The 16,319-nt window shown below is 63.8% G+C and carries 12 protein-coding genes; 4 read left to right on the forward strand and 8 right to left on the reverse strand.

All coding sequences use genetic code 11. The features are described from left to right. Window positions 1-2: 2 nt before the first annotated feature. From QSJ95_RS29600 to zapE, 8 genes are all read right to left on the reverse strand, one after another. Complete coding sequence (locus QSJ95_RS29600) at window positions 3-4,322, reverse strand: pilus assembly protein (protein ID WP_285647220.1); 4,320 nt, start codon at window positions 4,320-4,322, stop codon at window positions 3-5. A gap of 23 nt (window positions 4,323-4,345) precedes the next feature. Continuing rightward, window positions 4,346-4,882: a pilus assembly PilX family protein gene (locus tag QSJ95_RS29605; RefSeq protein ID WP_061561304.1), complete on the reverse strand. Its 537-nt coding sequence runs from the start codon at window positions 4,880-4,882 to the stop codon at window positions 4,346-4,348. Beyond that, a complete protein-coding gene (locus QSJ95_RS29610) occupies window positions 4,879-5,655 on the reverse strand; it encodes a PilW family protein (RefSeq protein ID WP_285647223.1) in 777 nt (258 codons plus the stop codon). Before QSJ95_RS29610 ends, QSJ95_RS29605 begins: the two co-directional genes overlap by 4 nt. Further along, window positions 5,656-6,201 carry a type IV pilus modification protein PilV gene (gene pilV / locus QSJ95_RS29615; protein ID WP_064583599.1) on the reverse strand — a complete coding sequence of 182 codons (546 nt, stop codon included), beginning with the start codon at window positions 6,199-6,201 and terminating at the stop codon, window positions 5,656-5,658. Then, on the reverse strand, window positions 6,198-6,701 hold the full coding sequence (locus tag QSJ95_RS29620) for a GspH/FimT family pseudopilin (RefSeq protein WP_082657066.1): 504 nt from the start codon (window positions 6,699-6,701) through the stop codon (window positions 6,198-6,200). The genes pilV and QSJ95_RS29620 overlap by 4 nt, the downstream gene beginning before the upstream one ends. 480 nt (window positions 6,702-7,181) lie before the next feature. Continuing rightward, window positions 7,182-8,531, reverse strand: coding sequence for a 4-hydroxybenzoate transporter PcaK (pcaK, locus tag QSJ95_RS29625; RefSeq protein WP_285647228.1), 1,350 nt, complete (start codon window positions 8,529-8,531; stop codon window positions 7,182-7,184). 178 nt (window positions 8,532-8,709) lie between these two features. After that, entirely contained in the window at window positions 8,710-9,552 is an 843-nt protein-coding gene (locus tag QSJ95_RS29630) for an IclR family transcriptional regulator domain-containing protein (RefSeq protein ID WP_043266799.1), read from the reverse strand. Between the two features lie 267 nt (window positions 9,553-9,819). After that, on the reverse strand, window positions 9,820-10,890 hold the full coding sequence (gene zapE / locus QSJ95_RS29635; RefSeq protein WP_285647230.1) for a cell division protein ZapE: 1,071 nt from the start codon (window positions 10,888-10,890) through the stop codon (window positions 9,820-9,822). Window positions 10,891-11,086: 196 nt separating this feature from the next. Here zapE and QSJ95_RS29640 point away from each other — a divergent pair, with 196 nt between their 5' ends. The 4 genes from QSJ95_RS29640 to QSJ95_RS29655 all read left to right on the forward strand — a co-directional run bounded on the left by QSJ95_RS29640 (window position 11,087) and on the right by QSJ95_RS29655 (window position 16,065). Then, window positions 11,087-12,982 carry a c-type cytochrome gene (locus QSJ95_RS29640; protein ID WP_285647231.1) on the forward strand — a complete coding sequence of 632 codons (1,896 nt, stop codon included), beginning with the start codon at window positions 11,087-11,089 and terminating at the stop codon, window positions 12,980-12,982. Between the two features lie 158 nt (window positions 12,983-13,140). After that, a complete protein-coding gene (locus QSJ95_RS29645; protein WP_285647233.1) occupies window positions 13,141-14,295 on the forward strand; it encodes a catalase family protein in 1,155 nt (384 codons plus the stop codon). Window positions 14,296-14,359: 64 nt separating this feature from the next. Then, complete coding sequence (locus QSJ95_RS29650) at window positions 14,360-15,376, forward strand: AbiTii domain-containing protein (protein WP_285647234.1); 1,017 nt, start codon at window positions 14,360-14,362, stop codon at window positions 15,374-15,376. Window positions 15,377-15,378: 2 nt separating this feature from the next. Further along, the gene (locus QSJ95_RS29655; RefSeq protein WP_285647235.1) at window positions 15,379-16,065 is read left to right on the forward strand and encodes an SLATT domain-containing protein; all 687 of its coding nucleotides are present in this window, start codon (window positions 15,379-15,381) and stop codon (window positions 16,063-16,065) included. The last annotated feature ends 254 nt before the right edge of the window (window positions 16,066-16,319 follow it).

A 16,319-nucleotide genomic window follows, 5' to 3' on the forward strand; every position in this document is an offset into this window, starting at 1 on the left:
TTTCAGTTGGAATCGCTCGGCAGCACCTGCCAGCTGCGCCGGCCGCTGACCGTGCCGGTGTTGGTGGCCACGCCGTCGAGGGTATTTTCGGAGTTGCCCCAGGTGTAGCCGCCGGACAGGGTGATGTCGCCGCCGTCGGTGACGAAGCCGGATATCGACTCGTAGGTGCCGTCGCTGTTCAGGTCGAAGACGTTGTAGTCGGTCTTGCCGCCGCTCTCCGGGTCCACCGCGTAGACGGTGCCGGACAACCCCGCGGCGCAGGTGCCGGTCTGCGGCGTGGAGCTGGCGAAGATCAGGCTGGAGCCGTACAGCGTCATGTCGTAGATCAGCCGCTCGCCAGTGCGCGGGAAGTCGAAGTACCAGCCCCAGGTGGCGACGTTGGCGTCGGCGGTGTTGCCGCTGCTGTCGTACCAGGCGACGTCGCTCTCGCTCAGGGTATAGGTGGTGGTGCCGTCGGTGGTGCCGGCGGTCAGCGTCTGCTGTTGCAGGTCGCTGCGCGTCCTGGCCGCGGTCAGCGAAGCGCTGGTGGCCTCGCCGGCGGTCTTGCGGTCCCAGATGCCGTAGACGCTCTGGGTGGCGGTGGAGGTCTTGTCCGAGGTGGTCAGGTAGCGGCCGCTGCCGAAGGCGACGATGTAGCCGGTGCCGCTGGGGTGTTCGACCAGGCTCGGCGCCGCGGTGATCGGCTGGCGCACGCTGCTGGCGTTGCGCGCCACGTACAGCGGGTTGCCGCCGAAGGCCACGGCGAACTTGGCGTCGGCGGCGCCGGCTGTGAGCGGGCTGCTGGCGCTGGTGTCGATCAGGTCGAAGCGCCAGAGGTCGCCCAGCAGGTCGCCGGCGTAGGCGTAGTCGGCGATGCCGTCGCTGTTCACGTCGGCCACGTAGAGCCGCGACAGGCCGTTGGCCAGGCTGTCGAGCGCGCCAGTGTCGGTGGTGGTCAGGCTGGGGGTGGCGGTGATCTTCTTCAGCAAGGTGCCGCTCTGGATGTCGATGATCAGCAGCGAGGCGCTGTTGCTGCCGCTCTCGTAGCCGTTGGGCACCAGGGCCACCCACTTGCCGTCGTGCAGGCGGGCGATACTGGGCTTGGCGGCGGTGTAGCCGAGGCTGGCGTCGTTGTCGCTGGTGAACTCCCAGAGCAGGCTCGGCGAGGCCGGGTCGGTGATGTCCAGGGCGAACACCTCGCGGCCGCCGGCGCCGAGGCTGCCGAGCAGCACCTTGTGCCAGGCCGAGCCGTAGTAGACGTCGGCCACCACCGGGGTGCCGTCGACGAAGTAGCGGTGCTCGGTGCCTTCGTCCTGGCCGTAGTCGCTGGCGGTGAGGATGTTCAGGTTGGCGATCACCGCGCTGGGGATGAAGGCGAACAGCTCGGCCCCGGTGCTGGCGTTGAAGGCGTGCAACATGCCGTCGTTGGCGCCGACGTAGACCGCCGCCGGCTTGGCGGCCTGCTCGCTGGCGTAGGCGGCGTAGCTGGTGCTGCCTTCCAGGGCGTCGGCCCGCGCGGTGATGTAGTCGGCGCCGCTGACCAGCACCGGCGAGGAGTTGACGATGTCGCCGAGCAGCGAGGAACGGCTGCGGAAGCTGGTGTTGCTGCCGCGCAGGAAGTCCACGCGGGTCGAGCCCTTGCTGTCGACCACGCCGGCGGCGGTGCGGTTGAGCGCGGTCTGCTGGGCGCTGCTGAGGTTGGCCCAGGTGAACGAGGTCAGGCTGCCGTTCTTGGCGAAGTAGATGTTGCGGCTGCTGGGCAACTGCGCCGAGGCCTTCCACAGGGTGGTGGTGGTCGTGCTGGTGGCGCCGCTGCTGGAGGTGGTCTTGATCTTCTGTTTCTTGATCAGGTCGCCGGTCCAGTCGCTGGAGCTGAAGTTGGTGCTGTAGACGTAGTCGCCGTCGTCCAGCGACTGCGAGTCCACCGCCACCGCGGTGACCGAGGCGTTGAGCTGGAGGATGTCGTCGAAGGCCGACTTCAGCTGGCTGGCCAGCTTGCTCGGGTTGCTCACCAGGAAGTAGTTGTCCGGGGTGCCGTCGCCGTCGGTATCCCAGGTGCTGAGGTCGCTCTTGCCGTACTTGGCGGCGTACCACAGGGGGTCCTGCAGGGTGGTGACGGCGGTGGAGGTGGATGGCGTGAAGGTGCGGGTGTTCGAAGTTCCGGCCGAGAGATCGACATTGCTACCTGCCTTTCCAGGCAGACGCGCGCAACTGGTGCTGGCTGAGCCATTATTGTTACAACCGTTAGCATCAACGCCGATGGGCGTATCAAGCTTGAATCGCGTAGCCATTGAAGATGCCTTACCGGAAAGCCCGCCTACGCCACCTGCCACTTCCAGATAGATACCGTCCTTGGTGGTACCGGCCATGGTGTAGCCCATGTGCGACTCGTCCCCGGCCACCGAATACTCGGTAGTGGTCTTGACCGTCACCGTACCGTCGCTGTTGGCCGTCACCTCGTAGAGGACAATAGCGTCCATGTCGTAGTCGTTGCCCTGGGCTGAGTCGTCATAGACCACGCGGAAAGTGATGTTGCCGCTACTGTCTTTGGTCAGGGTGTCGATATAGAAACCAGTGATCTGGCTGACTATGCCTTTAGTCACATTCATGCTGAAAGGCACCAGTTTGAGGGTGCCTTTACTGGTGGTTATCTTGATGTTGGGCAGCGTCGAGGACAGTGCGATGGAGAAGCTCTGCACCTTGTTCGAGCCGGCGGTGGTTAGCGCCGTCTGACTACCGAAGTAGCTCATCGCGGCAGTGCTGTAACTACCTTGGCGGGTAGGTTCCTCGGCCAAGCCGCGAATGGTCGAGAAACTCGTGGCGGTCTTGGCAGTAGGGGCTGAGTCGTTAGTTTTATCTGACTCACCAACATTGATCTTCACTCCACTGCCGAGGCCCTCCTTGCTCCATAGCGTAGAGCCGATACTGGCGAAATCGAATCCAATATCGTCGGTAGGCTTCATGTCGCTGCCCAGGGTGCTGCCGGGCACGTCCGAGTCGTAACTGGGGTTGACGTCACTCATCAGCGTCATAAACGGCTTGGTGCACGACGGATAGGTCGAGTAAGGGTCGACCCAGGTGCCTTCGTTGGACAGTCCCAGAGTCGTGTCGACTGTGCCGGCAGCGTAGTTGGGAGTGAGCTGCTTACCATTCTTCTTTCCCGCGTAATAGCGCAGCGTTTCGTATGCCATCTCTCCTAGAGGATTACCCCAGTCGGGGCAGTTGCCGTTCTTCAGTGGGCTGTCGCCATTACCCGACGTGCAGCGCTGGTAATACACCAGGCGGTCGAGGTTGGCGACTATGCCGCTGTTGTTCACGTAGCAGCGCGAGTTCAGGCAGCCGGTGCCAGAGGTGGAGTCGGTGAGGAAGCGCCCGTTGCTGGCGGTGTATTCGTCGCCGAAGCTGGCCGGCGCCTTGCGCAGCACGCCGCCACGCAGGTTGTTGGTGTAGGTGCCGGTCATCAGGCCGAAGTACATCTTGTTCGAGGCGCCGTAGTCGTGCAGTACCCCGGTGGGCTTGTAGACGCTGCCGTACTGTACGCAGTTGCTCTCCTTCAACGAGGCGCTGACGCAGGCTTGGACCCGCACGGTAAGATCAAGATCGGGGGTTGCAATGGTGTTGGTCGCCTGGGGATCCTCTCGCGAGACCCACTGCCAGATGCGGTAGCTAGTGTTCTTGATGATCCGCAGCTTGGGTACTGCGGTACTGGTATAGCCCGTCAGCGTCGCATCGCCGCTGTCCGGCCGCGAGGTGCTGTCCGGCCGCGAGGTGTTGGCGAAGAGGATGTATTTGCCGCTGCCAGGCGCGGTCAGCGGCGCGTAGTCGGCGATGTTGTAGCCGTCGCGAGTGACGCTCTGGTACTCCTTGCCCCAGCTGTGCGCGTCGTTGGGAATGAAGGTGCGCTCCAGCACCGTGGCGGTGGCGCTGTCGGTGGAGCGATAGCCGCCGTAGAGCACCTTGCGCAGCACGTCGATGCGCGACATGGTCAGGTAGTTGAGGAAGTCGCCACTCCACTTCCCGCTGCACTTCTTGGTGCTGGTTGTGGATGCAGGGACGAACACACCGTTGCTGTCGTCGTAGGAATAGCATTTGTACGAGTCGAAATAGCCGGTGTAGTCGATGCTCGGCTTGTAGTAGATGTCCAGTTGGCCGTCGCCGTCGATGTCCGAGGCGTCGTTGTAGGCCGGGAAGTAGAGCTTCTGGTCGCGGCCGACCACCAGCATGTTCATCGGCGGGGCGATGTTGCTGACGAACAGCGGCGTCTGCGCCAGCACCGAGGCCCGGGTGCCGGCGCACAGCAGGCAGGACAGCAGGAACAGCGCCAGCGCGCGCAGCGGTTTCATGGCAGGGAGCCTCCTTGCGGGCCTCATGGGATCACCAGCGCGGTGCTGGAGCGCAGGCACAGGGTATTGGCGGCGCAGCCGGTGCTGGCGCTGTCCTTGTAGGCCTGGGCGTTGACTTCATAGTAATAGGTGCAGCCGGACTGGCCCTTGGACAGATAGGCGTTGGCGCTGCCGCCGGAGCCGCCCTTGCAGCTGTTGCCGATGTAGCGCAGGTACCAGCGCGCGTTGCGTGGCAGGCTGGTGGCGCCGTCCAGCCCGGTGTAGGCCGTGGCGCCGGAGAAGTCCGCGGCATAGCTGCTGGCCAGGCCGGTGTAGCAGGGGCTGGACGACGAGCAGGCCTCCAGCGCGCGGCTGCTCTGGCTCACCCTGCCCTCGCCTTCGCGCAGGGCCGACTCGGCGGCGCTGGTCAGCCGCTGCAGCTCCAGGCGGTTGCCGGTCATCCGCCCTTCCAGCTGCATCTCGCGCATGCCGCCGACCGCCAGCAGGGTCAGCACCAGCAGCATCACCAGGGCGACGAACAGCACGGCGCCGCGCTGCCGCCCATGCACAGAAATAGTCATGGCATCAGGTTCCTCAACATGCTGCTGCCGCTGACGATGCGCCGCAGGGTGCCGTCGCCGTCGGTGCAGGCGCTGCCGCCGCTCAGGGTCGTCCAGTTGGCGCAGGTGGTGGTGCTCATGCCGCCGGTCAGGTTGCTCCCGCTGCTGGCCAGCAGCAGCGTGTAGCGCAGGCTGCGCACGGTCTGCGCGCTGCCCGGGCTGGCGACGTACTTGGCGACCTGGCGGGCGTTCTCGTCGGTGCCGGTGTCCACGCCGTAGTCGAAGTGCACCGCCGCCACGTTGTCGGCCAGCACGCTGCCGTTGCAGCTGAGCTGGCCGCCGGCCAGGCCGATCTTCTCCACCACGTCGTTGCTCGGGCTGAAGGTCGCGTAGGGCGTGGTCAGCCCTGGCAGGCTGGCCAGGGAGGCGCCGGTGCAGTCGGTGTCGGCGGCGTCGCGCGGCTGGTAGCGCAGGCACAGGGTGTTGGCGTCCACCCGCACCAGCGCCTGGCCGGCGGCGAAGCTGCAGCCGTTCTTGCTCTGCGCCGGGAAGGCGGTGCTCATGCGCGCCGACGGCTGGCGCCGGTAGCCGGCCCGGGACAGGCGCGCGTCCAGTACCTGCTGCAGGTAGCGGGCGTTGTCGAGGTTCTCGGACTGGCCGGCGAAGTAGCGGGTGCGGGTGCTGCCGTCGAGGTACATCTGGGTGACGCCCAGTATCAGGAACAGGCCGAGGGTCATGGCCACCATCAGCTCGACCAGCGAGAGGCCGGCCTGGCGGCGGGAATGGGCGGGCATTCAGGGCTCCTCGCGCAGCACGTAGTGGCAGATGGTCGGGTCGCTGCCGGGGCTGGCCTCCAGGCACTCGCCGGACTTCACCCGCCAGGCCAGCTGGATCTCGATGGCCGAGCCGGTGCCGCTGCAGGTGCTGGCGCCGTTGCTGCGGCAGATGTGGAAGTCGCTGCTCATCAGGCTGGCGGCATCGGGCAGCGCCTGCTGCACCCGCTGCGCCCAGCAGCCCAGGCGCTGCGAGGCGCTCAGCGAAGCGAGCGAGGCACAACTGCTCGGCGCCGCGGGGAAGGCGCTGCCGGTGGCCTTGTAGTAGTCGGAGCTGGCCGGCGGGGTCAGCGGCGTGCCGGCGTCCTGGGTGGAATAGAGGTCGGTGCGGAGGGTCTCCATCAGCTCGTCGGCCAGCGCCGCCGCCGTGCCGCGCACCGCCATGTCCTGGGAATAGGCGATCGCCCTGCCCTGCATGGCGAGCATGCCCAGCACGCCGACGCAGATCACCAGCAGCGCCACCAGCACTTCGATCAGGCTGAAGCCGGCCAGGCCACGGCGCGTCATTGGCTGCTCCCCGAGCCAAAGCTCATGTAGCCCGAAGCGGCGACCTTGATGCTGTAGCTGCTGCCGCTCTTGCTGCCGCTGAGGCTCAGGCTGGCCACCGCGGCGCTGCCGTCGGCATGGAAGGTCAGTGCGCTGACGCTGCTGCTGATACCGATGCTGGTCGGCAGGCTGAGGCGCTGCGACACCAGGCTGGAATCGAGCGAGGCGCAACTGCCGGCGCGCACCAGCAGCCACTCGTAGGCGCTGCCGTTCTGGCACAGGCTGGTGGCGGTGCGCGTGCTCACGGCATCGGCGCGGGCGGCCTGGAGCAGACGATAGAGCGCCGACGCGGAAGACTTCACCCGGCTGGACTCGATCAGCGAACCGAAGGCCGGCACGGCGATGCTGGCGAAGATCGCCACCAGGGCGACGACCACCATCAACTCGATCAGGGTGAAGGCACGCTGACCGCCGGCCCCCTCCCTGGGCGCAGGTCTGCGCGGGTGAATGACAAAGCTCATGGCCCGAACCGCTCGAACGACAGTTGCGTGAAACCCCGGCCGAGGGCCGGGATGCGATGGGCCTATTGTCGAGCCGGCGTTAGCGGCGGCATGTGTCCTTAATTTTTCATCTGCGATACATTCGCTACCGCTCGCAGGTGGGGGGTGACCGCTCGTCTGTTATCGTTTTTCGGGGCGGCTCTTCGTAGGAGCGAGCTTGCTCGCGAAGGGGGTTTGCTGGTGGCTGTGGGGTTGAGGGGTAAGAGCGCCCTCTCCCCAGCCCTCTCCCGCAAGCGGGAGAGGGGGCCATTCGTGCCACCAGGGTGTCCGGCGTGGTCGGTGAATCCAATCGCGGACAAAGTCCGCTCCTACGCCCGTGCTTCCCTGTAACCGTAGGAGCGGACTCCGTCCGCGATTCGGCGGATAACGCCGTAGTTCGTAGGGCGCATAACGCCTACGGCGTTATCCGCCGTCATTCCCGGGCGCCGACGCCCCAGCGCTTCAAGTCGCATCCGCGTGGCTGACCACCCCCTTGATCACCACCGCCGCACTGGCAATCGCCGCCGGCACCACCAGGGCAGTGAGCACCTGCTCGAAGTTCCACCCCAGCCCCAGCAGGGTAGCCCCGATCCAGGCCCCGAGAATGGCACCGAAGCGACCAATGCCGAGCATCCAAGACACCCCGGTGGCACGCCCCTGGGTCGGATAAAAGCGCGCCGCCAGCGAAGGCATGGCCGACTGCGCACCGTTCACACACATGCCCGCAGCCAGCACCAGGCCCGCCAGCAGGCCGAGGGTGCCCAGGCTCTGCCCCACGCAGTAGGCGAAGACACCGGCCAGGCAGTAGAAGATGCCGATCACCTTGTGCGGGTTGAAGCGGTCCATGGCCCAGCCCACGGCCACCGAGCTGAGCACCCCGCCGAGCTGGAACAACGCGCCGATGAAGGCCGCCTGCTCCAGGCTGGCGCCGCTGTCGCGCATCAGGGTGGGCAACCAACTGGTGAGCAGGTAGACGATCACCAGGCCCATGAAGTAGGTCAGCCACAGCAGCAGGGTGCCGGCGCTGTAGCGGCCGGCGAACACCACCTTGAGCACGTTGCCGCTGGGCGCGCTGCCCTGCTCCGGCACGCTGAAGCCACCGGCCATGGCCACCTCGGCCGGGGCGATGGGCGCCAGGGCGCGGCGCACGCGCGCATCGCCGCGGTTGCGCACCACCAGGAAGCGCGCCGATTCCGGCAGCCACAGCAGCAACACCAGGGCCAGCGCCAACGGCAGCACGCCGCCAAGCAGCAGCAGGCTGTGCCAGCCGAAAGCCGGGATCAGCTTGGCGGAAATGAAGCCGCCGCCGGCCATGCCCAGGTTGAAGCCGCAGAACATGCTGGTGACCAGCAGCGACTTGAGGCGCTCGGGGGTGTACTCGGCGAGCAGCGTGGTGGCGTTGGGCATGGCCGCGCCCAGGCCAACGCCGGTGAGCAGGCGCAGCACCAGCAGCTGGTCGAGGTTGGCGCTGAAGGCGCAGAGCACGCTGAACAGGCCGAACAGGAACACCGCGGCCACCAGCACGACCTTGCGCCCGAAGCGGTCGGCCAGCGGGCCGGAGCCCAGGGCGCCGAAGACCATGCCGATCAGCGCGGCGCTCATCACCGGGCCGAGGCTGGCGCGGTCGATGCCCCAGTCCTGGGTCAGCGCCGGGGCGATGAAGCCCATGGCTGCGGTGTCGAGGCCGTCGAGGAAGACGATGAGGAAGCACAGCAGGACGATGCGGTACTGGTATGCCGACAGCGGCTGGGCATTGATGAAGGACTGGACGTCCAGGGTGCCGGTGGACGGCAGGGTGGCGGAACGGGTCATGCGGCGATTCCTGCAGGCGGACAGGAATGAGGGCGCCACCGGGGCGTGGACCGGCGGCCGTCACTCATTGTTGTTATTCGATGCCCTCGCGGGCGGACGGCCCACAGTACGAATTGCCTGTCAGAGCTTCAATTCGATAATCGCCATTGCGGGCGGTTATCGACCAAAACCCTGGCGCTCAGTGGAACAGCCGCGTGCTCAGCTCCCGGCTGGCCTCCAGCAGCACTGGCAGGAAGCGCGTCTCCAGCTCCTGGCGCGACACCCGGCCGACGTGGGTGCCGACGTTCAGCGCCGCCAGCACCTGGCCGGCGGAATCCTTCAGCGGCACCGCCACCGAGCGCAGGCCCATCTCCAGCTCCTGGTCGATGATCACCCAGCCCTGCCGGCGGATCTCGGCGATGCTCGCGCGCAGGCCCTCCGGGGTGCACACGGTGCGGCTGGTCTTCACCTGCAGATCGGCGTGGGCCAGGTAGTCCTCCAGGGCCTGGTCGTCGAGCCCGGCCAGGAGGATGCGGCCCATGGACGTGCAGTAGGCCGGCAGCCGGCTGCCCACGCTGAGGTCCACCGAGATCAGCCGCTGCGGCGTGGCCGAGCGGGCGATGTAGAGAATCTCGTCGCCCTCCAGGGTGGCCATGGAGCAGGCCTCGCGCAACTGCTCGCTGACGCGGTCCAGCAGCGGCTGCGCGGTGACCGCCAGCGGCGTCGAGGACAGGTAGGCATGGCCGAGGGTCAGCACCTTGGGCAGCAGCGAATAGGTGCGCCCGTCGGTGGTCACGTAGCCCAGCTTCATCAGCGTGTGCAGGCAACGGCGCACGGCGGCGCGGGGAATCTCGGTGCGGTGGCTGACCTGGGCGATGGTCAGGTGGCGCTTGCGCTCCTGGAACGCATGGATCACCGCCAGGCCGCGGGCCAGCGAGGTCATGAAGTTGGGGTCGCCGGTGAAGGCCTCGATGCGCTTGGCCGGCGAAGCGACGATGGGCGGGGCCAGGGTGGCCTGGCTGGCGGAATGTTCGTCGGTCATGGCGAGGTCCTGTTGGCGGCAGATTCGGCCGATTATCGAAGCGTCGGACGATAATCGCAAATGAAATGGGGCGATAATCGCCCACACCTGCAGAAGGGCAGTCCGGGCCGGGTCCGAGGTGGGTCATGCCAAGGTCAGGCGGCGGATAACCGCGAACGGTTATTCGCCCTACGTCATGATCGACCTGTGCGTAGGGCGTACAACCGTTCGCGGTTGTACGCCGATACACCAGGCACACCCGCCCCGCCGAAGCCGGGCCCGATTCCCCTACAACGGCTCCAGCTTCAACTGCCGCAAGCGGCTCAGGGTCCGCCCGAAATCGATGGCGGTGCCACCTTCGGCCAGGCGCTCCAGCGACACGCTGGCGAACAGCTGCAGGCGCAGCTGGCGGTCGTAGGCGATGTCGATGAAGTTGAGGAAGCGCATGCTCACGTCCGGCGGGTAGTCGCCCAGCGGGCCCAGGCCGCTGACCGCCATGCGCGGGAAGTGCTCGATCAGCCATAGGTAGTCGGCCGCCGAGCGCGGGCGTTCGAACAGCTCGCTGAAGTCGAGCCAGGCGCGGCCCTCCTCCAGGGCGTGGATGCGCAGCGGGTGGTGGTTGACGTCCAGCACCTGGTCGAACTGCGCCTGCTCGTCCAGGCCCAGGCGCTCGCCGATCAGTTCCAGGTCGTCGGCGCGCGCCGGCCACAGGTAGCTGCCCCAGTTCTCCAGGGGCGTGGCGCGCAGGCGGTAGTCCTCGCCGCCGTCCAGCGGCACCACGTCGAAGCGCTTCTCGAGCAGCTCGATGGCCGGGCGGAAGCGCTCGCGGTACAGCGGGTTGGGGCACAGGCCCTCGGGCTCGTAGTTGGAGGTGCAGACCATGCCCACGCCCTCCTCCACCAGCACCTTGAGCATACGCCCGAGCAGCATGGCGTCGCCAATGTCGTGCACGTGGAACTCGTCGAAGCACAGCAGCCGCGTCTGCGCGGCTATGTCGCGGGCCGCCCGCGCCAGGGGGTCGGCCTGGCCGGCGAAGGCCATCATGCGTTGCTGCAGCTCCTGCAGGAAGGCGTGGAAGTGCACGCGGCGCTTGGCCTGCAGCGGCGCCGCGGCATAGAAGCAGTCCATCACGAAGCTTTTGCCGCGGCCGACGCTGCCCCACAGGTACACGCCCGCGGGCGGCTTGCGCAGCCAGGAGCGGCGGCCGCCGAGAAAGCCGTCCAGCCAGTCGGCCAGGTGCTCGATGGCGGACTGCTGCGAGCCGTCGGCGCTGTAGCCGCGCTCGTCCAGGGCCACGCGGAAGTGCCGCAGCACCCGCGCGGCCACCGATTCGTCGTCGAGGGAATGGTTGGAACTCAAGACACACCTTTCGACATCACCGACAGTGATGTCCCTTGCAAAACGGCGGATAAACCGCGGACGGACCTGGCCTGTGCCTGCTACGGGGTGCATGGTGGCAGGCAAAAACCCTGGCTTGTGTGCGGCATCACCTTGCCAACCGGTGCCGGTATTGGCATAACGATGGCCCCGGGCCTCAAGAAACAAGGAAGTTGCGATGCGCATAATCGGACGGATCATACTCGCTATCGTCCTATTGCTCCTGCTCGTGGGTGGCGTGCTGCTGTGGTACGTCGCCCATCCCAACGTGCCGCAGTACACCGCGCCGGACAAGCTCAACCTCCTCCCGCAATGGGACCAGCAGGCCCGCGAGCACTACTACTACACGCCCCAGGGCACCCAGGTGAAGGGCCTGCTCTACGACTGGTTCATCCATCTGCGCCAGCCCTTCTCCAGCGAGAAATTCGCCGACCCGGCCAACCTCGCCCGCTACGGCTTCCTCATCGACCCCGAGCAGCTCAAGCCGGCGAAGGAGCGCAAGCTCGACCCGAACAACCCCGGCAACCTGCCGGTGGGCTTCGCCCGCCATCGCAACGGCGAGAACGGCCCGGAATACCTCGACATCACCTGCTCCGCCTGCCACACCGGCGAGCTGCGCTACAACGGCCAGGCCGTGCGCATCGACGGCGGCGCGGCCATGCACTCCATCGCCTCCACCGTGCCCACCGTGCGCGGCGGCGCCTTCGGCCAGGCGCTGGGCATGAGCATGCTGTTCACCTATATCAACCCCTGGAAGTTCGACCGCTTCGCCGAAGACGTGCTGGGCAAAAACCCCGACAAGGATGCCAAGGCCGAACTGCGCGCCGGCTTCAAGGACGTGCTCGGCACCCTGCTGGGCACCGCCTGGAACGATACCCGCCGGCGCCTCTACCCCACCGAGGAAGGCCCCGGCCGCGCCGACGCCTTCGGGCGCATCGCCAACGGCGTGTTCGGCGACCACATCAGCGCCGACAACTACCGCGTGGCCAACGCCCCGGTGAACTACCCGCAGCTGTGGGACATCTGGAAGTTCGACTGGGTGCAGTGGAACGGCTCGGCCATGCAGCCCATGGCCCGCAACATCGGCGAAGCCCTGGGCGTGGGCGCCACCCTCGGCCTGCTCGACGCCGACGGCCAGCCGGTGCTGGGCGACGCGCGCTACGCCTCCAGCGTGCGGGTGCAGGACCTGCATGCCCTGGAAGAAGGCCTCAAGACCCTCAAGCCGCCGGCCTGGCCGGAGCAGGTGTTCGGCGCCATCGACCTCAAGCGCGCCTCCCAGGGCCGCGCGCTGTTCCGCGAGAACTGCCAGCGCTGCCATGGCCCCCACGTGGTGGAACCGGACCAGCGCCTGGCCCCCGCGCGCGACCCGGAATGGAAGATGAGCATGATCCCCACCACAGTGATCGGCACCGACCCGACCACCGCGGACAACATCGCCAACCACACCTACGACCTCACCCCGCTGAAATGGCAGCTCGACGAGCTGAACAAACTCAACGTGGTGCTGATGCCGCCGCCCAGCCAGCCGCTGGACCTGTCCAAACTCTCCGCCGCCAAGGGCCTGGCCTACATCACCGCCTACGTCGAGCAGCGCGCCTACAAGGACGCCAACATCGGCCCCGAGGAACAGAAGCGCATGAACGGCTACGGCCTGGAGATCGGCGTGCGCGAACTGACCGCCTACAAGGCCCGCCCGCTGGACGGCGTCTGGGCCACCCCGCCGTTCCTGCACAACGGCTCGGTGCCCAACCTGTTCCAGCTGCTCTCGCCGGTGGCCGAGCGCGACACCCAGTTCTACGTCGGCACCTTCGACTTCGACCCGAAATTCGTCGGCTACCGCACCGAACGCTTCCCCGGCGGCTTCCTGTACAAGACCAGCGTCACCGGCAACAGCAACCGCGGCCACGAATTCCGCGACGGCTGCCGCAAGGACGGCGCCATCGGCCGCGCCCTGAGCCCGGACGAACGCTGGGCGCTGGTGGAATACCTGAAGGTCCTGGGCAACCCAACCTACGAAAGCCGCCTGACCGACGAACCCACCCCACCCTGGACCCCGGGCCCGAACTGCGAGTGATGCCCGAGCGGAGCTGACCGGCTGACGGTGCAGCCCCGCCTCGCGCCATACGGCCCCCTCTCCCTTCAGGGAGAGGGTTAGGGAGAGGGCAAAAACTCCCGACACACTCGACTTCCACAGAAGAAAACCAAGAAAGCCCCCCGCAAAGGACCGCCCCCATGCGCGCACTGCTCACCCGGATCTGGAACCTCCTCGGCAAATGGGTGGCGCTGCCCATCCTCTGCCTGGCCCTGCTCGGCCTCGTCGGCCTGGGCATCGGCTGGGTGTACTACAGCATCAAGTTCAGCGGCCCGGTCTCGACCCAGGAACAGATTCCCGCGGACGAAGCCCAGCAGACCCAGGCCATCATCGAAGACGCCATCCGCATCGTCGAACAGCACCGCGACAACACCCGCGTGCTACGCGACGCCCACGCCAAGGCCCACGGCTGCGTGAAGGCCGAAGTCACCGTCAACCCCAACCTGCCCGCCGACCTGCGCCAGGGCGTGTTCGCCCAGCCGGGCAAGGTGTGGAACGCCTGGGTGCGCTTCTCCAACGGCAACGCCTACCCGCAGCAGGACAGCGCCAACGACGCCCGCGGCATGGCCATCAAGCTGCTCGACGTGCCCGGCGCCAACCTGATGCCCGGCAAGGGCCACGACGGCGAGCAGGACTTCGTCATGTTCAACCACCCGGTGTTCTTCGTCCGCGACGTGGCCGAGTACCGGCAGAACTTCAACGCCCAGGCCAACGGCCAGAAAGTCCTCGCCTTCTTCCCCAGCTGGAAGCCCAACACCTGGGAAATCCGCCACCTGCTGATCGCCCTGCAAACCCTAGCCCCGGCCCCGGCCAGCCCGCTACAGGCCAGCTACTTCGGCATAGCCCCGTACAAGCTCGGCGAACAGAACAACATCAAGTTCCGCACCGTCCCCGCCCCAGGCGCCTGCCCCAACTACCAGTTGCCCAAGCTCAACGAAAAACTGCCGAACTTCCTGCGCACCGCGCTCTACCAGCAACTCTCGATAGACCGCGTCCCAGCCTGCTTCGCGCTACAGGTGCAAAAACAGGACGCCAACAAATACATGCCCATCGAAGACACCAGCGTGGAATGGAAAGAAAAGGACTCCCCCTTCCAGACCGTCGCCCTGGTCAGCATCCCCCCGCAGGACTTCGACAGCCGCGACCAAAACCTGATGTGCGACAACCTCTCCTTCAACCCCTGGCACGCCCTGCCGGAGCATCGGCCGATTGGTGGGATCAACCGGTTAAGGAAGGCGGTTTATGAGGCGGTGAGTGTTTATCGGCATGAGAGGAATGGGGTGGGTGGGGAGTGAGTTCCTCCAACCAAGAACAGGCTCGATTTTTGACAACTCTCTTTACCCCAAACTCGAGGCTTATATGAGCAGACAAATAGAGGAAGCCAAACGAGTGAGCGAGAGCTTGCTCGATGACTTAGAGAACTCATCAACCAAGATAGACATAATATTAATGAAAGCCAAGAGACTCGCAAGACTAATGCGAGACTCCGACGCCCAAACTTGGTTAGACCTAGAAATCAAAGGATATCCTGACAACTTCTCATTTACCATGCTAGGCAGCTGCCAAAAATACGCAGCATCGGGAGGAAGAATTGACTTAGAAAAATTAACATACTACAAAAAAAGCCTTCCCGCATTTGAAGCGGACCTTGAGTCAGATGAAGCCTTCTTAAATGCATTCAAATCCAACGCAACCCCCACAACCAAAATCAAGGACTTTATAGAGAAAAATGCCACCGAGGCATTCATTGCGACACAGTTAAAAATACAAGCCCAACAACGAGCAAGCTTCGCAAACAGCAAAACATTTTTCTCATCATTAAAAGCATCAATACACAACTATGCTACCGACTCACACATAGCACTTGAACTAGGAGACTTTGCAGAAAACATCTTCGAAGGAGCTCGAGTCTTGGTCGATAACTTTATTCGATCTTACTGCCCTCAAGCTGCCGAGAAAATTCTGGCTATAAATGACAGGGTCAATGAAAAATCCTCCGAATCTTGGTCCGCAGCCTTGACGTCCTGTCGAAGGCTACTAATGGATGTAGCCGACTCATTATTTACAGCACAGAATGACGATTGGATTGACAGAAAAGGAAACCCCAGAAAAGTTGGGGAAGAACAATATAAGAACCGCATCCTCGCTTTTTTATCTGACCTAAGCGAAAGCGATGGGAGTTACTATCTCCTAGAGTCTGAACTGGAACACTTAGCAACCAAGCTAGACGCAATATATGAAAAAACCTGTAAAGGCGTACATATTGATGTAAGTCCCGATGAAGCTCGCCTCTCAGTAATTCATACATATTTATTTATCGGCGAAATTGCAAGTATTTCGAAAAACAGCCAAAACAAACAACCTCTCAGAAAATAAAAATGAAGAAACAATGGAACTGGCTTATTGGAAAGCCTCAAAATTCACGCCCCAAAAAAACGCCTGCAGAAAAATTACTTCTAGGTATGAGGGTAACAGCAAAATGCAGATACAGAGCATCAATTCGATTACGAAGAAAGAGTGAAATATCATTCTTCACAACCACGATCCTATCACTCGGGCTAATTCTTATACCACTAATACAAAATTCCGGCGTTAAGCTATTTTTTGCTGCACCCGTACTAAATATGATGCAGATATTTCTTGCAGTCTCGGTTCTTGTCTATTCAGTAACCATGTCAAAAGCTGGATACGAGGTAAGATCAGAAAAGTTAAACGAATGCGGCGACAAACTTAAAGATCTGTCTCGCCAACTTGACCGGGAAGTATTCGCCGAAGGAAAAGAGTCAGAAAAAGAAATAACAAACAAGTACAACGAGCGATATTCAAGCATAATATCCGACACAGAAAACCACTCAGACAAAGATTATTGGCTTGCAAAGCTAGACATGACGCATGATTATGAAATAACAGGAATAAGACGCCTTGCAATGTATGCAGTATCCTATGCCAATTTATACGCAGGATATATAATCCCAATAACCATGATGATTGCAGAGCTACTTTTCGTTACCGACATGATAGGTGCGACATCATTTTATCCTGACTCATTCAGAATCAATCAGTAAAACTAATTAGACTTGGCGAATCTGATACCAATAAGCAGAAGATAAAAAGATCACCAACTCTTGACCATTCCCTCTATCGCCCCTACCCTCCATTCGCCCCGTGAAAACGACGGAGCCGGGTTTAGCAGCCTGAACAATCAGTGTGCGGAAACGCCCAGCGATTTCCGGCGATGAGATTCGCCCGGAACTTGCCTTGACGGCGGGCCGCATGGGGAGACCTTCGGGTCTGCCGGTACACTGATTCCGGTCTGCTA

Source organism: Pseudomonas sp. NBRC 100443 (genome assembly GCF_030268185.1).
GTDB lineage: Bacteria > Pseudomonadota > Gammaproteobacteria > Pseudomonadales > Pseudomonadaceae > Pseudomonas > Pseudomonas citronellolis.